This is a genomic window from Streptomyces fradiae, assembly GCF_041270065.1.
Taxonomy (GTDB): domain Bacteria; phylum Actinomycetota; class Actinomycetes; order Streptomycetales; family Streptomycetaceae; genus Streptomyces.
Window position 1 is genome coordinate 834231 of record NZ_CP065958.1, and the last position, 19024, is coordinate 853254.

14 protein-coding genes and 1 pseudogene are annotated in these 19024 nt (G+C 72.9%); 3 read left to right on the plus strand and 12 right to left on the minus strand.

Features of this window, described 5'->3' with window-relative positions:
- Positions 1-130: 130 nt before the first annotated feature.
- Positions 131-1744, plus strand: a complete 1614-nt coding sequence (locus JAO84_RS03680; protein WP_370410343.1) for a carboxylesterase/lipase family protein — start codon at positions 131-133, stop codon at positions 1742-1744.
- A gap of 23 nt (positions 1745-1767) precedes the next feature.
- Here JAO84_RS03680 and JAO84_RS03685 read toward each other — a convergent pair whose 3' ends face one another.
- The 3 genes from JAO84_RS03685 to JAO84_RS03695 all read right to left on the minus strand — a co-directional run bounded on the left by JAO84_RS03685 (position 1768) and on the right by JAO84_RS03695 (position 6440).
- Positions 1768-3363 (minus strand): carboxylesterase/lipase family protein, encoded by a 1596-nt coding sequence (locus tag JAO84_RS03685; protein WP_370410345.1) that lies wholly within the window; start codon positions 3361-3363, stop codon positions 1768-1770.
- 100 nt (positions 3364-3463) lie between these two features.
- Positions 3464-5092: an amidohydrolase gene (locus JAO84_RS03690; protein ID WP_370410347.1), complete on the minus strand. Its 1629-nt coding sequence runs from the start codon at positions 5090-5092 to the stop codon at positions 3464-3466.
- A 100-nt stretch (positions 5093-5192) separates the two neighbouring features.
- A complete protein-coding gene (locus JAO84_RS03695) occupies positions 5193-6440 on the minus strand; it encodes an MFS transporter (protein ID WP_370410349.1) in 1248 nt (415 codons plus the stop codon).
- Positions 6441-6679: 239 nt separating this feature from the next.
- Here JAO84_RS03695 and JAO84_RS03700 point away from each other — a divergent pair, with 239 nt between their 5' ends.
- A complete protein-coding gene (locus tag JAO84_RS03700) occupies positions 6680-7687 on the plus strand; it encodes a LacI family DNA-binding transcriptional regulator (RefSeq protein WP_370410351.1) in 1008 nt (335 codons plus the stop codon).
- A 64-nt stretch (positions 7688-7751) separates the two neighbouring features.
- Here the strand turns inward: JAO84_RS03700 and JAO84_RS03705 are convergent, their stop codons facing one another.
- The 9 genes and pseudogenes from JAO84_RS03705 to JAO84_RS03745 all read right to left on the minus strand — a co-directional run bounded on the left by JAO84_RS03705 (position 7752) and on the right by JAO84_RS03745 (position 17881).
- Positions 7752-8585 (minus strand): PaaX family transcriptional regulator C-terminal domain-containing protein, encoded by an 834-nt coding sequence (locus tag JAO84_RS03705; protein ID WP_370410353.1) that lies wholly within the window; start codon positions 8583-8585, stop codon positions 7752-7754.
- Between the two features lie 89 nt (positions 8586-8674).
- Positions 8675-9379 (minus strand): Asp/Glu racemase, encoded by a 705-nt coding sequence (locus JAO84_RS03710; RefSeq protein ID WP_370416647.1) that lies wholly within the window; start codon positions 9377-9379, stop codon positions 8675-8677.
- Positions 9380-9512: 133 nt separating this feature from the next.
- A complete protein-coding gene (locus JAO84_RS03715) occupies positions 9513-10430 on the minus strand; it encodes a fumarylacetoacetate hydrolase family protein (RefSeq protein WP_370410355.1) in 918 nt (305 codons plus the stop codon).
- A gap of 77 nt (positions 10431-10507) precedes the next feature.
- Positions 10508-11629: a cupin domain-containing protein gene (locus JAO84_RS03720; protein ID WP_370410357.1), complete on the minus strand. Its 1122-nt coding sequence runs from the start codon at positions 11627-11629 to the stop codon at positions 10508-10510.
- Positions 11626-12651, minus strand: a complete 1026-nt coding sequence (locus JAO84_RS03725) for a carbon-nitrogen hydrolase family protein (RefSeq protein WP_370410359.1) — start codon at positions 12649-12651, stop codon at positions 11626-11628. The genes JAO84_RS03720 and JAO84_RS03725 overlap by 4 nt, the downstream gene beginning before the upstream one ends.
- Before the next feature lie 51 nt (positions 12652-12702).
- Positions 12703-15081 (minus strand): FAD-dependent monooxygenase, encoded by a 2379-nt coding sequence (locus tag JAO84_RS03730; protein ID WP_370410361.1) that lies wholly within the window; start codon positions 15079-15081, stop codon positions 12703-12705.
- Between the two features lie 125 nt (positions 15082-15206).
- Positions 15207-15608: an acyl-CoA thioesterase gene (locus JAO84_RS03735; protein ID WP_370416648.1), complete on the minus strand. Its 402-nt coding sequence runs from the start codon at positions 15606-15608 to the stop codon at positions 15207-15209.
- A gap of 60 nt (positions 15609-15668) precedes the next feature.
- A pseudogene (locus tag JAO84_RS03740) lies at positions 15669-17267 on the minus strand (AMP-binding protein); the annotation flags it as partial.
- A 158-nt stretch (positions 17268-17425) separates the two neighbouring features.
- Positions 17426-17881, minus strand: a complete 456-nt coding sequence (locus JAO84_RS03745) for an ATP-binding protein (protein ID WP_370410363.1) — start codon at positions 17879-17881, stop codon at positions 17426-17428.
- Between the two features lie 158 nt (positions 17882-18039).
- Between JAO84_RS03745 and JAO84_RS03750 the strand changes: the two genes are divergently transcribed.
- A complete protein-coding gene (locus JAO84_RS03750; protein WP_370410365.1) occupies positions 18040-18996 on the plus strand; it encodes an alpha/beta hydrolase fold domain-containing protein in 957 nt (318 codons plus the stop codon).
- The last annotated feature ends 28 nt before the right edge of the window (positions 18997-19024 follow it).

Here is a 19024-nt window from a genome sequence, read left to right on the forward strand (position 1 = left end):
AGCGGCACCCGGGGCGACCGAATCGGCCGCGCCTCCCCCGTACCCGACGCCGGGTGGCCGCAGGAAAGAGACCCGAGGCCACCCGGTGCACACCTCGCACCGCCTCCCCCTCCCTCCCCAAGGAGAACCCGTGAGTTCACCGGTCCCCGGCAACGCCTTACGCCTCCGCCTCCGCCTCCTCCTGGCCGTCACCGCCCTGCTCGCCCTCGGCCTCGCCCTGTGTCCGCCGCCCGCCGCGGCAGCGCCGCCGGCTCGCTCGCCCCGTCCCGTCGCGGTCGTGGAGCAGGGCGTGCTCCAGGGCCGCGCACTCGGCGGCGCCCAGGCGTTCCTCGGTGTTCCCTACGCGGCGCCGCCCGTGGGTGCCGGGCGCTTCCGCGCTCCGCGCCCGGCCCGGCACTGGGCCGGGGTGCGGCAGGCGACCCAACAGGCCCCGGCGTGCCGGCAGTTCTCGCCCTTCGGTCTGGCCGACCCGACCGCCGTCAGCGAGGACTGCCTGTACCTCGATCTCTACCGTCCACCGCAGGCACGTCCCGGAGCGCGTCTTCCGGTGCTCCTCTGGATCCACGGCGGAGCGTATACGCAGGGTACGGGCACCCAGTTCGGCGGCCAGACCCTGGCGCGGCTCACCGGAAGCGTCGTCGTCAGCATCAACTACCGGCTGGGCCAGCTCGGTTACCTGGAGCTGGACGGACTCGCCGACGAGGACGGGACCGGGTCCGGGTCCTGGGGCCTGATGGACCAGATCGCCGCGCTGACCTGGACGCGTGACAACGTCGCGGCCTTCGGCGGCGACCCGGGGAACATCACCGTCTCCGGCCAGTCCGCGGGCAGCGGCTCCGTCTGCGCCCTCCTCGCCTCGCCCCGCGCCGCCGGGCTCTTCAGTCGGGCGATCCTGCAGAGCGGACCGTGCTCGCTGCTCCGGGCTCCCGGCCGAGAACAGGCGCGGGCGCAGGCCGAGTCCTTCGCTGTCGCGGCCGGCTGCCCGGACCCACGCACCCGCACGGGCTGCCTGCGGGAAGCGCCCGTCCAGGCCCTGGAGGCCGCCGCTCGTGACATCCCGGTCGCCGGTCCGGCGTACGGCGACGAGCTGCTGCCCCGCGAGCCCTCCGCGGCCATCGCCTCGGGCAGCTGGAACCGGGTGCCGATCCTCATCGGCTCCACCCGCGCGGAGGGCAGGTTCTTCGTGGCCCTGACCCAGCCCCGCCTGACGTCCGACCAGTACACGGCACAGATCCGGGCTCAGTACGGGCCGGCGGCGGCCGAGGTCCTGGCCCACTACCCGCTGTCCGGCTACGCGAGCCCCTACCTCGCGATGTCCGCCCTGATGACCGACTCGCTCTTCTCCTGCCCCACGGTCGAGACGGCACGCGCCTTCGCGCGTCAAGTGCCCACGTATGCCTACGAGTTCGACGACCCGGACTCGCCCACGCTGCTCGGGGCACAGGTGCCCGGCCTGGACATGGCCAACGGGCACAGCGCCGAACTCGCCTATGTGCACGACTTCACCCTCACGCACACACCGCTGACTCCCGAGCAGGGCCGGTTCGCCGAGACGGTGAAGCGCTACTGGGGCGCCTTCGCCCGGTCCGGCCGGCCCGATGCGCCCGGACTGCCCCGCTGGTCCCCCGCCGGCCCCACGTACGAGGTCCTCACCTTGAAGCCCGGCGGCACCCGTATGTCCGACGCGTTCGCCTCGGACCACCAGTGCGCCTTCTGGGACCGACTGGCGCGGACCGGGCCGTGAACAACGCCCTCGGACGGGGCGGTTCACCGACCTGACAGCGGCTTCCAGATCCTGCGGGAGTCCCTCAGAGGATCGGCGATGACCGTGGGTTCGGCGTCCCAGACGCGGGTGAGGGAGTCCTCGGCGGTGAACGCCGGCCAGCCGGGGTCTCCCGTGGCCGCGAACGAGACCCAGGCGGCCCGGAGTTGCTCGGACATCCGGGAGTAGGCGGCGGACGGCGGTCGGCCCGCGAGGACGAAGGAGGCGAGCGGGCTGTCGGTGTTGCCCAGGGTCGCGGGGATGTCGACGGTGTGGCAGGCGCCCAGGACTCCGCCGAGGGCGGGACTCGGACAGGTGAAGTCGTAGACGTGGCTGGTGCCGCCGGCGGCGGTGTGCGCCTCGGCGAGCCAGAGCGCGGGCATCCGGAAGAGCGCGTCGGAGTACATGACGGTGTACAGGTGGGCATCGCTCAGGCCGGGGTACGCGGCCCGGTAGGCGGCCGGCGCGGACGCGTCGAGGCCGAGGTGCCCGGCGGTGGCCGCCAGGTCGACCGTGCCGACGCGCCGCTTGACCCGGGGTGCTCGTGGGGACGTCCGGTCGCGCAGGCGGCCGACGGCCAGGCCGGCGAGCGCGGGCAGGGACTTCACCATGGCGGACACGCTCGGCCGGATCAGCCCGCGTTCGATCGCGAACATCGTGAACTCGTCATGGGTGAAGCCGGAGATCAGGTCGATGTCGCGGGCCACCCCGGTGCGCAGCGCGAGCCAGGGCTTGTCGACGACGGTGATGCCGTCGATGACCGGCGAGAAGGAGGTGATCGTCTCCGGCGTGGTCCACGCCCCGGGATCCGCGGCCATCGCCGCGAGCGGCGCGTCCTGGACGGACAGCAGGTCCTCCGGCGGGACCCCGGCGAGTTCCTCCGGCTTGATGTTCAGGGCTTCGGCGGTCAGGGCGGCGATCCGCTCGGACTCCTCCGGGGGAAGGTAGCGGCCGGCGATGCTCTGGACGATCGCCCGCCGGAAGAGCCCGCGCGCGGCGGGCGCGGACAGCAGGGCGGCGACCGACGCTCCCCCGCCCGACTCGCCGAAGACGGTGACATTGTCGGGGTCGCCGCCGAAGGCCGCGATGTTCTCCCGCACCCAGCGGAGCGCCGCGATCTGGTCGAGGAAGCCGCGGTTGGCGGGGGCGCCGGGGACGGTGCCGAAGCCCTCGAAGCCCACCCGGTAGTTGAAGGTCACCATCACCACGCCGCCACGGGCGAGCACGGCGCCGTCGTACGCCGGGTCACTGGAGGTTCCGCTCTTCCAGCCGCCGCCGTAGATCCACACCATCACGGGCAGCCGGTCGCCTCCGCCGCCCGGTGTCCAGACGTTGACAGTCAGGCAGTCGAGACCGTCCTCGGGGTGCCAGTACCGGGGCATCCCGGGGACCAGGGGCAGCTGCGGCGGCGCCGTGCCGAACGTGCGGGCGGGGCGTACGCCCTCCCAGGCGGGCGCGGGCTCCGGTGCCCGGAAGCGGAGCGGGCCGTCCGGGGGCGCGGCGAAGGGGATCCCCTTGAAGACCCTCAGGCCGTCGACGCCTGCGCCCTCATCTGCGACTCCCTCGACGGCGCCCGCGGTCGTCCTGACGACGAGACTCATGGCTGTTGTTCCCTTCCTCGCGGCTGCCGCGGCAGCCCTGATCGGTATATCCGGGGCACGGCCTGCCCGGGCCGTGCGACGCGCCTCGAAGCCCATCGGCTCAGCGGTCCGCGTCGCCCCGCGCGTCGTGCACGGTCCGGCCGCCGACCACGGTGAGCAGCGGGCGCAGCGCCGGCAGTTCCTCGGTGGGGCAGCTCATGGGGTCGGTGGGCCACAGGGTCAGGTCGGCGAGCCTTCCGGGCGCGAGACCGCCCCGTTCGTGGCTCTCCCCGAGCAGCCGGACCGCGTGGGAGGTGTGCAGGGCGACGGCCTCGCCTCGGCTGATCGCGTGCTCGGGGCCTCGGGCGCCCGCGACGGTCTGACGGGTCGTCATGCCCCAGACCGAGGTCATGGCGCCGTACGGCCCGACGGGGAAGTCCGAGCCGGCGGCGAGGAGGGCGCCGTCGTCGAGCCACGCCCGGAGCGGGAAGATGTCGTTGACGCGGTCGGCTCCCCAGGCGCGGATCTGCGCGGCGGCCGCGTCGTGGAGCAGGGGGTGCTGCACGGTCACCGGGATGCCGAGGCGGACGGCTCTCGTACGCTGCTCCGGCCGGGCCAGTCCGCCGTGCTCGATCACCAGGGTGCCCTGCGGGAGGCCGGGACGGCGGCGCAGGACGGTCTCGTAGACGTCGAGCAGGGTGCGCAGGCCGCGGTCGCCCCAGGCGTGGACGCCGACCCGCCAGCCGCGTCGTACGACCCGGTCCACGGCCTCGGCCAGGGCTTCCGGCTCCCACAGCAGGTGGCCGTGGTAGCAGGGGCGGTCCGCGTACGGTTCGTCGAGCGCGCCCGCCTCGATGCCGCCGTCGATGCCGAACTTCACGCCCCAGACGCTCAGCCACGCGTCGTCGGCGTGTCGCCAGGGCTCCATGCGGTCGAGCAGGTCGTCCACCTCGTCGGGGGTCCGGGTGCCGAATCCGGAGACGAGGGCGCGGACTCGTACCGCGAGCGCCCCTGCGGCACGGGCGGCGCGCAGCACGTCCAGGTCCTCGAAGGGGACCATGCAGTCGCGGACGGTGCCGATGCCGGTGGCGGCGTAGTCGCGCGAGGCGATCCGCAGGCCGTCGATCCGGCCGGCCAGGTCCGGGCGCGGGAGCAGGCGCTCGGCCAGGGCCATCGCCGTGTCGATCAGCCGGCCGGTCGGGCGGCCGCGCTCGTCGCGTTCGATGATGCCGCCCTCGGGCTGCGGTGTGTCGGCGGTGATGCCGGCCAGGCGCAAGGCGTGGGAGTTGAGCACGTCGTTGTGTCCGCCGCGCTTGACGAGCACCGGGTGGTCGGTGGTCGCCCGGTCCAACTCCTCGGCGGTGGGCAGGCGTTGTTCGGCAAGGTTGAGTTCCTGCCAGTTGGTGGTGGTGCGGATCCATGCGCCGGGCGGCGTGGTGGCGGCGCGTGCCCGGATGAGGCCGATGAGCTCGGGAATGGTCCGGGCGCGGTGGACGGGCACGTCGTGCACGCTGTGGGCGGCGAAGATCAGATGGGTGTGGGTGTCGTCGAACGCGGGCAGGACGGCGGCACCGGGCTCGTCGACCACCTCGGTGGCGGGGCCGATCAGCCGGTCCAGGCCGTCCGGGGCGGGCGCGAGGGCGATGATGCGCTCGCCCCGGACGGCGACGGCCCGCCGGGGGCCCTGCCCGGGCTCCAGCGTGTGCACGACGGCGGCACGGATCAGCAGGTCGGCGGGTTGCTGCGGCATGGGTGCTCCTCGCTCGTTTCGTACGGGTGGGGGCCGGGTCCGCCCTTCCCCGCTGGCGCCGGTGGCCGGCGGGGAACACGGGGTCAGCCGGAACGCGGGGTCAGCGGACCGTACGGACCGGCAGGATGGCGAGTGCGCCGAGCAGCGAGAGGGCGCCGCCGGCCAGGAACAGGCCCGTGTAGCCGCCGAGGTTCGCGATCACCAGCGAGGCGACGAACGGGGCGAGGATCTGCGGGCCGGCGCTGGCGATGTTGAGTACGCCCATGTCGCGGGCGGCGTCCTCGGATCGCGGCAGGACGAGGGTGACGAGTGCGGTGTCGACGGCCATGAAGCAGCCGAAGGCCAGGCCGTTGAGCGCGCTGAACGCGAGCATCCCGGTCCAGGTGGGGCTGATCACCGGGACGGCCATCACCAGGCCGGAGAGCGCGGCCGAGACGCCGATGAAGACCTTCCGGCGGTTCCAGCGGTCCGACAGCACGCCGCCGATGACCGTGGAGACCGCCATGGCCGCCATGGAGACCGGGGTGAGGATCGCGATCGCGGCGGGCGGCGTCAGACCGACCGGCAGCTCGATGTGGTCGGACAGGATGTAGAGCTGGTAGCCGGTGACGGAGAAGTAGCCGAGGACGAGCAGCGCCCGGCCGATGAAGGCCCAGCGGAAGTCGTGGGTCGAGAGCGCCGAGAGGAATCGGGCGACCTGCCGGCGGAACGGGACGGGCGGCACAGGCTCCCGGCGCGGTTCGCGGCCGAGGGCGGTCAGCAGGACGGCCGCCAGGGCGACGATCGCGCCGAGCGCGAGGTAGCCGGTGCGCGGGGTGCCGGCGGTCGCCGAGGCGATGAGCACGCCGAGCGTGCCGCCGATCGGCAGGCCGAGGCCGACGAGGGCCGAGGCCGTCCCGCGCCGGGCCGGCGGTATCCGGTCCGGCACGACCGCCGTGGTCGCGGCCTGGTAGACGTTCATGGTCGCCTGGCCGAGGCACCAGCCGATGGCCACGAGGAGCACGGTGTCGACGCTTCCGAGGAAGGCCATCAGCGCCAGGGAGGCGAGGGCGCCGCCCAGGATCCACGGGCCGCGACGGCCGGAGCGGTCGGACAGCGCGCCGGCGATCGGGTTGAACACCGTGGCGAAGACCGCGCCGATGCCGCCCACGAGCCCCAGGGTCGCGACCTTGTTCACGGGGTCGAGCTGGGCGATCTGGGTGGGGACCAGGACGGCGCCGACGCCCAGGTAGAGGGCGAACATCGAGGCGTTGGCGAGCGCGAGCAGCGCCATGAGGCCGCCTTGGCGGGGCGGGGCCGCTTCGGTGGCGAGAGGTCTCGCCGATGCGTCCGTCGTCTTGTTGTTCATGATGGGCTCCGGTTCAGGAGTGAACGCCGGGATGCGGGAGAGGGGAGCGCTCGGTGTGGGGGTGCGCTCGGTGGAGGTGTGAGACGAGCGGTGGTGTGGGGATGCCGGGCCGTCGCGCGGGAAGGGGCGGGCGCGGGATGAGTCCCCAGCGAGATAACACGTGTAATCTGCTCTTACCTGTGTAGCACTCGCCTCAGAGGCTGCGCCAGCCTTCAGCGACCTGGAATGATGCAATCGTTATGTCACCCGAGCCGAACTCCGCGCCCCAGATCACCAGCGCCGACGTCGCACGCCTCGCCGGCGTCTCCCGCGCGACCGTCTCCTTCGTCCTCAACGCGACGCCGTCAGCCCGGATCAGCGAGGCGACCAAGGCGAAGGTGCGGGCCGCCGCGGAGGAACTCGGCTATGTCCCGCACGCGGCGGCGGCGTCGCTGCGGGCCGGCCGCACCGACCTGGTGGTGCTGCCCGCGTCCGTGTCCGCGATGGGGCGCCTGTTCAGCGACTGGGTGGACGAGCTGGAGAGCGCCCTGGGCGGCCGCGGTTACACGGTTGTCCTGCACGGCGACCGGTCCGCCGACCCGTTGACGGCGGCCCGTGCCTGGGCGCGGCTGCGCCCCGCCGCGGTGGTGTCGATGGGCGACGAGCGCATGACCCCCGAGGCGGTGCGGATACTCCTCCAGGCCGGCACGAAGGCCGTCGTCACCGTCGCCCCGGCCCCCGTCACGGGGGCGTACACCCTGATCGGCGACCAGACCGGCGTCGGCATCGCGGCCACCGAGCATCTGGTCGAGCGGGGCCGTACCCGGATCGGCGTGGTGATGCCGGTGGAGCGGGGTCTGTCCGCGTTCTCCGAACCCCGCCTGGCCGGCGCGAAGCGGGTGGCCGCCGAGCGCGGCGCCGAGATCACCCCGCTGCCGATGCGCTACAGCGACGAGGCGGCCGCGGCCCTCGCGACCCTCTGCCGGGAACTGGGGCTCGACGCGGTGTTCGGCTACAACGACGAGTACGCGGCACTCCTGTCGGCCGCCCTCGCGGACCGGGGGACGGCGGTCCCGGAGGAGATCGCGGTCGTCGGCGCGGACGATCTGCTGCTCGCCCGCGTCGTACGGCCGCGGCTGACCTCGGTGCGCTACCACCTGCCCGGCGCCGGTGAACTGGCCGACGCCGTCGACCGGCTCGTCCGGGACGGTGCCGCCGCGCCGCTGCCGGACATCTGGTTCGAGACGGTCCCCCGCCAGTCGTCCTGACGTCCGTCCCCGGCCGGAGCCGAGGCACGCACGCGGGCGGCGGTGCCGCGCCGGGGCAGCCCGCTCAGTCCCGGGTCCGGTCGAGGCCGGTGAGCTTCTCGACGTGCCGCAGGCTCGGTACGGCGAGCAGGTCGCGGAGCTCCGTGAAGACGCGCCTGGCCTCGACGGCGTTCCAGTCCGCGGGCAGCAGCTCGGCGGGCAGGCCCGGGTCGAGGTAGGGCAGGCGGCGCCACTGGGTGAGCATGGGGACGTGGTCGCGGAACGCGAGGACCGGGTCGATCTGCGGCTCCGCCCGTAGCTCCTCGGCGACCGGTCCCCATGCGGCGGTGAACGCGGCGTACTGGGCCTCGATGGCCGGGAAGTCCCACCAGGAGCTCACCGCGTCGCGCAGCTCGGCGAAGCCCGCGTACTCGGAGGTGAACAGGTGGACGTAGGCGCTCAGGCCGAGCCGCTCCAGCATCCGCCGGGCGTCCGGGAGCAGCCGGGCGGGGGCGAGCCAGACACCGGGGGCGGCGTTGCCGAAGCCGAGCCAGGTCAGCCGGGAGCGCAGCTGGTGCCGGTGGGCCCGCTCGGACTCGGGTACGGAGAACACGGCGACGACCCAGCCGTCCTGGAGGCGGGCGGGTTCGAGGCTGCCGAAGATGCGGCGGTCGCCCTCGTCGAAGACCGGGCCCATCTCCGCGCCGAGCCGGTATCCGATGCCGTCGCGGCGTTCCTGGAGGAGGGTCCCGGCCTTCTTCAGGCGGGAGATCGCGGAGCGGACGGCCGGGCCGTCCACATCGAGTTCCGCCATCAGCGCGATCAGGTCGGCGATGGAGATCCAGCCGCCGAGCCGCCGGACGAATTCGCCGTAGATCGTGTTGATCAGGGAGCTCGGCCGGGTCGCGCTCTCCGCCATGGTCGCATTGCCTCCTCGGGTACCAGGCGGCGATCTTACCGAGCAGCGGAGGGCCGGAGGGGTCGTCCGGCGGCGAGCGCGACACCCCCCTACGCGTAGGCGCCGGAGAGCAGGTGTCCGGCGCGGGGGGCGACGGCGGGCAGGCCCAGGGCGCGCAGCATCTGGTGGACCGTGCAGACCGACGCCGAGACCACCGGCTTTCCGAGGAGTTGCTCGGCCTCCTCGATCGCGGACAGGGACGGCATCTGGACGCAGGCGGAGAGCACCACGGCGTCGGCGTCGCCGTACGCGAGGTTCTTGGCGATCGCCGGCAGCTTCGCCGGATCGTGCGCGGCCACGTCGAGGTTGCCGGGGATCTCCAGGGCGGCGTGGTCGAGGACCTCGATGCCCTCGTGGGTGAGGTAGTCGACCACGGTACGGGTGAGCGGGCGCATGTACGGGGCGACCAGGGCGATCTTCCTGGCGCCCATCGTGTGCAGGCCGTTGACCAGGGCGCCCGCGCTGGTGACGACCGGCGCGGGGGCGCCGTTCTCGGCGGTACGGGTGTGCAGGCGGTCCTGCGCGACGCGGTGGTAGCCGAGGCCCATGCTCATGATGGCGACCAGGCACGCATAGCCGAGGACGTCGACGGCGGCGTCGGACAGTTCGACGGCGCAGCGGTCGGAGTCGGCGTCCATGGCCTTGAGCTGTTCGGCGGTGACGTGGGTCATCCGCATGCGGCTGGAGTGGAAGGTGAAGCGTTCCGGGGCGATGGTCTCGCGGGCCCGGAGGATGGCGGGGACCTCGGTCTCCATGGTGATGTTCGAGCTCGGCACGATCTGGCCGACCCGGTAGGTGCGCGGGGTCACGGGCGGGACTCCTTGTGAGAGACGGGGGGAAGCGGCGGGCCGTGGGGCCGGGTCAGGGCCGGATCCGGCCCCACGGGGTTCAGCGGGCGTCGACGACCGGGTTGGCGAGGGTGCCGATGTGCTGGATGGTGGCTTCGACCAGGTCGCCCGGCTGGAGGAACTGCGGCGGGACCATGCCGGCGCCGACGCCGGACGGGGAGCCGGTGGCGATGACGTCGCCGGGTTCCAGGGTGACGCCGGAGGAGATGTCGGCGATCAGGCGCGGGATGGTGAACAGCATGTGGCGGGTGTTGGAGTTCTGCTTGGTCTCGCCGTTGACCTTCAGACCGAGGTCGAGGTCGAGGGGGTTCTCGATCTCGTCGGCGGTCAGCACGGCGGGCCCGAACGGGGCGTAGGAGTCCTGGCCCTTGGAGAAGAACCACTGCCCGGAACGGCGCTGGTCGCGGGCGCTGATGTCGTTGATGATGCTGTAGCCGAAGATGTGGCCCCAGGCGTCGCCCTCGGACACCTTGGACGCCGTCTTCCCGATGACGACGGCGAGTTCGCACTCCCAGTCGAGCTGCTTGGTCAGGTCCGCGTTGTGCAGGATCGGCCGGCCGGGGCCGGTGACGGCGGTCGCGGGCTTGGAGAAAAGGACGGGGCGGTCGGGCAGTTCGCGGTCGGTGTCCAGGCTTCGGCTGGACTCCTCCACGTGTTCCACGTAGTTGAGACCGACTCCGATGATCTTTCCGGGGCGCAGCGGCGCGTGCAGCGTGACCTCGGCGAGGGGGTGTACGGCGCCGGCCGGCCGGTCCCCGGTTCCGGACGCGCGCAGGAGTGACCGCGCGGCGTCGACGGCCGGCTGTCCGGCCCGGATGAACGAGAGGAGGTCGCCGGGCAGTTCGGTACCCGTGGCGGCGGCCGTGGCCGCGAGGTCGACGACCTGGGCGTCGAGCTGGACGCCCAGCCGAGGGGTGGTGTCGCCGGTGCCGTCGAGGGAGTAGGTGACCAGTCGCATGGGGGCTCCTTGCGTGGGGCGGTGAAGAAGAGGGGTGCGCGGGGAGGAAGGCGTACGGGAGGGGCGACGGGGAACGTCTACCGGCCGTCCTGGAGGACGGGCTGGTGGCCGTCGTGGTCGGGGTAGGCCTCTTCGCGGTGGAAGGTGAGCGAGCGCATCACCGGGAAGTCGTTGAACGAGAAGAGGCAGGCGTCCTCGGACGGGTCGAGGTTCTCGTGCTCGTGCCAGGCCCAGGACGGTACGCAGAAGATGTCGCCCTGCTTCCACTCGAAGCGCCGGCCGGCGATCACCGACGCGCCCCGGCCCTTGGCCGCCGTGTAGACGACCGACCCGGTGTGGCGGTGGGCCCGGGTGGCCTGGCCCGGGCGCAGGAGCTGCATGTGGGCGCCCATGGTGGGCATGACCGACCCGCCGGTGAGGGGGTTGGTGTACTCCATGATGACGCCGTCGTACGGCGATCCCTCGACAGCCTTGGCGAGGTCGCGCAGGGCCTGGTACGTGGGCTCCCAGGGGTAGCCGAAGACCGGAGAGTAGGGGCGGGTCCACTTCTCCATCCCGTACGGCAGCAGGTTGGCGCCGTAGCTGAGGACGGAGGAGTTGATCACCTTGCCGGGGGTCTGGTACAGCTCCGGGTGGACCTCGTAGAAGCCGGCGTCGAGGGCGTTGACCAGGGGGATGTCGAGTCCGTCCTGCCAGATGACGGGTGCGTCGTCGGCCTCGTTGCCGTGCTCGTGCCAGGTGCCGTTCGGCGTGATCGCGAAGTCGCGGGGGCCGACCCGGAGCTTCTGTCCGTCGACGACGGTCCAGGCTCCGGTGCCCTCGTGGACGAAGCGCAGGGCGGCGGCCTGGTGGCGGTGGGCGGTCATGAATTCGCCGGGACCCATGATCTGGAGTCCGGTGTAGAGCAGGCCGACGGCGGCGCTGACGTCCTTGCGGCCGGGGTTGACCAGCATGACGACCCGCCGGCCGGCGTCGTCGGCCTTGACCAGCGGCAGCGCCTTGTGGACCAGCGGGCGCAGCTCGTCGTACCGCCACAGCACGGGGACGGACCGGGGCTGCGGGTACCAGGGTTCGATGTCGTTGGCGACGGTCCACAGGGCACCGGCGTCGAGCTCTGCCAACTCGGCGTAGTAGGCGCGCAGTTCCGGGCTGTCGGAGACCCGCGCCCGGCCGATCCGGTTGTCGTCGTGGGTGGTCACGCTTCCTCCTTCTCGAGGGTGCCGTCCTCCTGGTCGCCGTCCGCCCGTGCCGTCGCGGGGTCGGCCGTGAGACTCAGGGGCCGGCGGGGGCGGTTGTCGACGTGGAGCCGGAAGATGTCGAATCGGTTGTAGTGGCCGACGATGTCGTGCATCTGCTTGGGCTGGATGCACCGGGCGAGGTCGATCTCGGCGTAGACGATTCCCTCGTCGTCGACGAGTGGTTCCGTCACCGGCCGGCCGTCCGGGCCGAAGACGCCGGAGAGGGCGCTGCGCGGGCGGCCGAGCATCGTGCGGACGTTCTCGTCGTCGCCGGCGATCAGGTCCGCGATCTCCGGGGAGATGGTGGAGCAGGCGACGACGGAGAAGACCTTGCCCTCGAAGCTGTGGGCGGCGGTCCGTACGGCGATGGCGTCCGCCATGTCGTAGTCCTCGGGGGCCACGGGGAGGGCGATGTAGCTTGCGGTGTGGACGAGTTCGCCCTGGGCGAGGAGGGTGAAGCGGGCGAGGGTGTTGGTGTTCTCGCCGCAGGCGAGGGCGCCGAGCGGGCCGACCTCGGTCCGGTGGACGCGCAGCGAACTGCCTTCGCCGCCGGTCCAGGTGAGCTTCTCGGCCCAGGTGGGGACCAACTTGCGGTGCACTCCGAGGAGTTCTCCGTCGGAACCGATGATCAGCAGGGTGTTGTACAGCACTCCGAGGCTGTGCGCGCCGCGCTCGTTGACACCGATGACGAGTACCACGCCGGCCTGCCGGGCGGCGGCGCGCAGGGTGTCGACGTGCGGACCGGGCACGTCGATCGAGGAGCGGTAGAGGCGTTCGTACCAGGGCGATCCCTGGACGGGGTTCATCGTCCAGTTCCAGTACGGGTATCCGGGGACGAACACCTCGGGGAAGACGACCAGTCGGGCGCCGTGGCCGGCCGCCTCGTGGATCAGCGAGACGGCCTTGTCCACGGTCGCGGCGGCGTCCAGATAGACCGGGGACGCCTGGACGGCGGCGGCGGTGAAGGGGGGTGGGATGTCCATCGTGCGTGTCCTCCTTGCCGGTGCGAAGCACTTGTTGCCGATCAGCGCCGATCAGCAGGAAGCCGTGACCGGGAGCGGTCGGGCGGGGGGCCGGGGCAGCCAGCGCCGGTGGACCGGTGCGGCGGCCTCGCGCAGCAGGTGCAGTCGGGGCGGTACGCGGTCGGCGCGCGGGCCCGGGGGCTTGCGGCTGCCCGGCCGCCAGGGCTCGGGCCAGGTGGTGGCAGGGCCTGTGTAGCCCTGGTCGACGGCGGCGTGGAGGGTCCACAGCGGGTCGTACAGGTGACCGCGGCCGACGGCGACCAGGTCCGCCCTCCCCGCGAGCAGGATCGAGTTGGCGTCGTCGTAGGTGGAGATGGCGCCGACCGCGATGGTCGGGATGCCGGTGGCGTTGCGGACCAGATCGGCGTACGGGGTCTGGTAGCCGCGCCCGTACGCCGGCTTCTGGTGTGCCACGACCTCGCCGGTGGACACGTCGATCGCGTCCGCGCCGGCCGCGGCCAGCGCCCGGCAGATCTCGGTCACCTCGGTCTCGGTGGTCCCGCCTTCCGCCCATTCGGTGGCGGAGATCCGTACCACGAGGGGCCGGCCGGCGGGCCAGGCCGCGCGCACCGCGGTCAGCACCTCCAGGGGGAACCGCAGCCGGTTCTCCAGGCTGCCGCCGTAGGCGTCGGTGCGGTGGTTGGTGAGCGGGGAGAGGAAGCCGGAGACCAGGTGGCCGTGGCCGAACTGCAGCTCGAGGACGTCGAATCCGGCCCGGCCGGCGCGTACCGCCGCCGCCGCGAAGTCCGCGGTGACGGCTGCCAGTTCGGCGGGGGTGGCCTCACGCGGGACGGGGTGTCCCGCGTCCCAGGCGAGTGCGGAGGCCGCGAGGGTGGGCCAGCCGTCCCCGTCGAGCGGCCGGCCGATGCCGTCCGGGCCGGGCACCGCGGTCGAGCCGCGCCGCCCGGCGTGGGTGAGCTGGATGCCGAGCGGCGTGTCGGAGATCCGGCGGGTCGCCTCGACGGTCGTCCGCCAGGCGGCCTCCTGCTCGTCGGTCCACAGGCCCGGGCAGCCGGCGGTGGCCCGGGCGTCGGGGCCGATCGCGGTCATGCCGGCGAACACCAGCCCGGCCCCGCCCAGCGCCTGTGCGGTCAGCTGGGCATGGGGGAAGGCGCCCGGCATGCCGTCCTCCGCCGTGTACGTCGCCAGCGGCGGCACCACGATCCGGTTGCGCAGCGTCAGGTCTCCCAGCCGCAGGGGCCGGAACATCGGCGGCACACCGGCACCCTCGTTCTCCACGGCATTCACGGCGTCCACGGCGTCCACGAAGCCGGCGTCGCGCGCCCGCAGGCTGTCGTACGTGACCCGGCGGCTGCGGGTGAGCAGGTTGAAGGCGAACCGGTCGGGGTCCTGGCCCGCGTGGCGGCCGATGGTCTCGAACCACTCCAGGCTGGCCTGGGCGGCCCGCTGGACGGACTCGACGGCCGGCCGGCGCTCCGCCTCGTACGCGGCCAACGCACCGGCCACGTCGGGGTGTTCGTGCAGGCTCGCGACGAGTGCGAGGGCGTCCTCCATGGCGAGCTTGGTGCCCGAGCCGATCGAGAAGTGCGCGGTGTGGGCGGCGTCGCCCAGCAGGACGATGTTGCCGTGGCTCCAGGAGGTCGTGCGTACGGTCGAGAAGGTGATCCACTTGGAGGCGTTGGGGATCAGCCGGTGGCCGTCGAGGTGGCCGGCCAGGATCTCCTGGCACAGCCGCACACCGGCCTCGTCACTCTCCCCGCGGGCGAACTCCCGGTCGGCGAGGGCCTCGAAGCCGGCCCGCCGCCAGGCGTCCTCGGCGATCTCGACGATGAAGGTGGAGCGGCGCTCGCCGTAGGGGTAGGCGTGGACCTGGACGACTCCGAAGTCCCGCTCCTCCACGATGAAGGTGAACGCCTCGAAGACGCGGTCGGTGGACAGCCACATGTAGCGGCACTTCCGCTCGTCCAGGTGCGCGCCGAAGGTCTCGGCGTACGCGTCGCGGGTCGCCGACCGGATGCCGTCCGCGGCGACGACCAGGTCGTAGCGTGCGGACAGTTCCGCGGCGGGCGGCGCCGGGGTGCCGTAGCGGACCTCGACCCCCAGTTCGGCACAGCGCTTCTGCAGGATCTCCCGCAGCCGGTTGCGGTCGAGGGCCGCGAAGCCGTGGCCGCCGGAGGTGCGGACCTCGCCGCGGTGGTGGATGTCGATGTCGCTCCAGCGGGCGAACTCGGCCGACATCGCGGCGTACACCTCGGGATCGGCCTGGGCGATGCCGCCCAGCGTCTCGTCGGAGAAGACGACGCCGAACCCGAACGCGTCGTCACGGGCATTGCGCTCCCAGACCGTCACCTCCCACTCCGGTGCGAGCTTCTTGGCCAGAGCCGCGAAGTAGAGGCCGCCGGGCCCTCCTCCGATGACTGCTACGCGCATGGCGTCCTCCAGTGGTTCTATGGCATTCACAGTGATTGCGCTTCGTTCACGGTCGTCAACCGATCGGCATACACGACGAGATCACACCCGGCCGGTGTGCGGGCCTGCGCCGGGTTGCGCCGGGTTCAGCAGTAGGACTCCCCCGGCTGCGGCCCGGCTTCGGACAGCACGGAGCGCACCTCGTCCGGCCAGGGCGCGGCGCCCTCGGCGCGGGCGGCCGAGTGGACCACCGACATGCGCCCGGTGGCGGCCGGGCCGCGCGGCCCCTGCACGTCGAAGGCGTAGTGCAGCGACGAACCGCCCACCTTCGCGACCCGGAACTCGATCCGGACCGGGTCCCCGAACCACAGCCGGTCGCGGTAGTCGGCCTCGAAGTGGACCCGCGGAATGCTGCCGAACAGCCGGTCGAGCCCGAGCCGCCGCAGCAGGACGGCCTCCGCCGCCTCGGCCCAGCGCTGGACGGAGGAGAAGTGGTAGTGCCCCGCCGCGTCGGTGTCGGGCCACTCGACCCGCCGCTCGACCACCACGCTCGGCAGGGCCGGCCCGGCACCCTCGCCCGTCGCCCCGCGCCCGACCCGGGCCCACCGCCTCAGCTCCGCCCGCTGGAGCTTTCCGCTGGAGTTGCGGGGCAGCGAGGCGACGAACTCCACCGCGCGCGGGTACTTGTAGGGGGCGATGGTCCGCTTGACGAAGTCCTGGAGCTCCTTGGTCGTCCCGGGTCCGGCCGGTACTCCGTCGCGGAGCACGACGAACGCCTTGACGATCGTGCCGCGCCGCTCGTCGGGCGCTCCCGCGACGGCGCAGTCCGCGACGTCCGGATGCCCGACCAGGGCCTGCTCGACCTCGGGGCCCGCGATGTTGTACCCCGAGGAGACGATCATGTCGTCGCTGCGCGCCTGGTACCAGAAGTAGCCGTCCTGGTCCCGGACATAGGTGTCGCCGGTGATGTTCCAGCCGTCGCGTACGTAGACGGTCTGGCGTTCGTCGTCCAGGTAGCGGCAGCCCGTCGGGCCCTTCACCGCCAGCAGGCCGGGCCGGCCGTCGGGCACGGGGTTCCCCTCGGCGTCGAGGACGGCGGCCCGGTAGCCCGGAACGGGCTTGCCGGTGGCGCCGGGGCGCACCTCGCCGTCGGCGGCCGAGATGAACACGTGCAGCATCTCGGTCGCGCCGATGCCGTCGATCAGGCGCAGTCCGGTGGCCTCGTGGAACGCCTGCCACACCGAGGCGGGCAGGGACTCGCCGGCCGAGACGCAGCGGCGCACGGCCGCCAGGCGATCGGCAAGCCCGGCGGCGAGGATCGCCCGGTAGGCGGTCGGAGCGGTGAAAAGGACGGTGACCCGGCGCTCCGCCACGTGCTCGGCGAGCTGCTGGGGCGTGGCCTGCTCCAGGAGCAGTGACGCCGCCCCGACCCGCAGGGGGAAGACGACCAGACCGCCGAGGCCGAAGGTGAACGCCAGCGGCGGAGTTCCCGCGAACAGGTCGTCCGCCTCCGGCCGCAGGACGTGCCGGGAGAAGGTGTCGGCGTTCGCCAGGACATCGCGGTGGAAGTGCAGGGTCGCCTTGGGGCGGCCGGTGGTACCGGACGTGAACGCGATCAGGGCCACGTCGTCCGCCGCCGTCTCCACGGCGGTGAACACGCCCCGCTTGGCCGCGCAGCGCTCCGACAGATCCTGCGGACCGGAGCCGCCGTAGGTCAGCGTGGTCATGCCGGTCGTCCCGGCGGCATCCAGTTCATCGCGGAAGCGGTGGTCGCAGAGCGCGACGACCGGCGCGCTGATCTCGCAGAGAGCGGACAGCTCGGGTGCCCGGAGCAGCGGCATCGTGGTGACGACGACGCCGCCGGCCTTCAGCACGCCGAGCCAACAGGCCACCAGCCATGGGTTGTTGGGTCCCCGGAGCAGCACGCGGTTGCCCGGTACGAGCCCGAGGTCCTCGGTCAGGACCTGCGCGACGCGGTCGACGCGGGAGCGCAGTTCCCCGTACGTCCACTCCTCGGTCGGCGTCAGCAGACAGCGCCGGTCCGCCCCGAACCGCTCGATGGTCTCGTCGAGCAGCGACACGGCGCAGTTCAGCCGGTCCGGATAGGTCAACTCGGGGAGTTCGAAGAGAAGTTCGGGCCATTGGTCGAACGGCGGGAGCCGGTCTCGACAGAAGGTGTCCACATGCGCGGAGGGGGAGAGCTCCATGGCGGTACCTCATTCGGGTCAGCGGGGAGTGAGGCAAGTATGCCGTTCTGATGACGACAGTCAAGAAGACTGCATATTTTGCCGGGCGAGGGCCACCGGGCCTCAGGACCACCCGACCTCAGGACCACCGGGCCTCAGGGCTGCGGGGGTCACCACCGTCAGACGGCGGCCGGCAGCCGCACCCGGACGGCCTTGCCCGGGAGCCTCGGCAGGACGTCCAGCTCACCGGCCAGTCCGGCCACGGCGCAGCCGACGAGGAAGAGCCCGCGCCCGCCCTCGGCGTCCAGGTCGGCCGGACCGGAGATCTCGGGCCGGACAGGGTGGTCGTCGCTCACCTCCAGCCACACCCGCGAACCGTCGAGCCCAAGCTCGACCCGGACGAGCTCGGTGACCGGGGCGGCATGCGTGACGGCATTGGCGACGAGTTCACTGACGGCGAGGAGCAGCGCGTCGACGACGTCGCAGGCGACCGGCCAGTCGCGCAGGACCGCACGCAACCGCCCCCTCACCTCGGGGACCACCGCAAGGGAGGGCCGGAAGCCCCACCGGGCGCGCTTGACGTCCGCCCGCTCCGGTGCGACGGCCGACAGGGCGGATTCGGAGATGGTGTACATGATCGAGCTCCCGATGCGCCGGGACCTTGGGGCGCCTCGCGGTCGAGGCATGGACCCCTTCGGTAACACGTGTTACCTTCATAACGCCCACCCGTAGATCCACTCAAGGACTACCGGGCGGAAACTTCGCTTTTGGGCGATTTGCCAGGAGGTAGACCATGACCCAGCAGACCCCGCCCCAGGCCGACATGACCTGGCCGCCGCCGGCCTTCCTGCCGCCCCCGGCGCCCGTGGTCACGGCCGACGGATGCCGCCGCTTCGAGGGCGCCACCTACGCCACGACCCCCGGCTACCGGCCGCGCCTGCTCGACGTGTACGTCCCGGCCGGCCACGACGCCGATGACCGTACGAACGGACCCTGCCCCGCCGTCGTATGGATCCACGGAGGCGGCTGGATGGACGGCGACCGGCGCTACCCGCCGCCCACCGTGCCGGCGGAGCTGCTGTTCGGCACCCTCCTCGGCGCGGGCCTCGCGGTGGTCACCCTGGACTACCGGCACAGCCTCGAAGCGCCGTTCCCCGCCCAGCTGCACGACGTGAAGGCCGCCATCCGCTACGTCCGCGCCTTCGCCGACACCCTCGGAATCGACGCCGACCGCATCGGCGTCTGGGGCGAATCGGCGGGCGGCCACCTCGCCGCCCTGGCCGCCCTCACCGGTCCCGGCACCGCCGACGGGCTGCTGGAAGGCGCCGAGGGCGTGGCCGAGGGCGACACCTCCGTCCAGGCGGCGGTCGACTGGTACGGGGTGTCCGACATCGTCTCGGCGGCCGCCGCTATCCCGCCACAGCTCGCCCCGCTCGGCGACCCGTACACCGCCCTGCTCGGCGCGGCCCCGGCCGACCGGCCCGACCTGGCGGCCGCGGCCAGCCCCGTCACGTACGCGACACGGCCCGCCCCGCCGTTCCTGCTCGTGCACGGCACGGCGGACAGCCTGGTGCCGTACGGGCAGAGCGAGCTGCTCACCGAACAGCTGCGGGCGCAGGGCGGCGTGGTCGAACTCGTCCCCGTGGACGGTGCCGACCACATCTTCCTCGGCGTACCGGACATCCCCGCGCTCGTCACCCGCAGCGTGTCCTTCCTCGCGGACCGCCTCAAGGCACACGCCGCACGCTGACGCGCGCGGCCGCAGACCGCGGGTCTGC

What these genes read in the sequence shown, in the direction of transcription:
- JAO84_RS03685 (WP_370410345.1), bottom strand. Translation starts at nt 3,363, where the DNA reads ATGAGTCTCGTCGTCAGGACGACCGCGGGCGCCGTCGAGGGAGTCGCA.
- JAO84_RS03690 (WP_370410347.1), bottom strand. Translation starts at nt 5,092, where the DNA reads ATGCCGCAGCAACCCGCCGACCTGCTGATCCGTGCCGCCGTCGTGCAC.
- JAO84_RS03695 (WP_370410349.1), bottom strand. Translation starts at nt 6,440, where the DNA reads ATGAACAACAAGACGACGGACGCATCGGCGAGACCTCTCGCCACCGAA.
- JAO84_RS03700 (WP_370410351.1), top strand. Translation starts at nt 6,680, where the DNA reads ATGTCACCCGAGCCGAACTCCGCGCCCCAGATCACCAGCGCCGACGTC.
- JAO84_RS03705 (WP_370410353.1), bottom strand. Translation starts at nt 8,585, where the DNA reads ATGGCGGAGAGCGCGACCCGGCCGAGCTCCCTGATCAACACGATCTAC.
- JAO84_RS03710 (WP_370416647.1), bottom strand. Translation starts at nt 9,379, where the DNA reads ATGGAGACCGAGGTCCCCGCCATCCTCCGGGCCCGCGAGACCATCGCC.
- JAO84_RS03715 (WP_370410355.1), bottom strand. Translation starts at nt 10,430, where the DNA reads ATGCGACTGGTCACCTACTCCCTCGACGGCACCGGCGACACCACCCCT.
- JAO84_RS03725 (WP_370410359.1), bottom strand. Translation starts at nt 12,651, where the DNA reads ATGGACATCCCACCCCCCTTCACCGCCGCCGCCGTCCAGGCGTCCCCG.
- JAO84_RS03730 (WP_370410361.1), bottom strand. Translation starts at nt 15,081, where the DNA reads ATGCGCGTAGCAGTCATCGGAGGAGGGCCCGGCGGCCTCTACTTCGCG.
- JAO84_RS03745 (WP_370410363.1), bottom strand. Translation starts at nt 17,881, where the DNA reads ATGTACACCATCTCCGAATCCGCCCTGTCGGCCGTCGCACCGGAGCGG.
- JAO84_RS03750 (WP_370410365.1), top strand. Translation starts at nt 18,040, where the DNA reads ATGACCCAGCAGACCCCGCCCCAGGCCGACATGACCTGGCCGCCGCCG.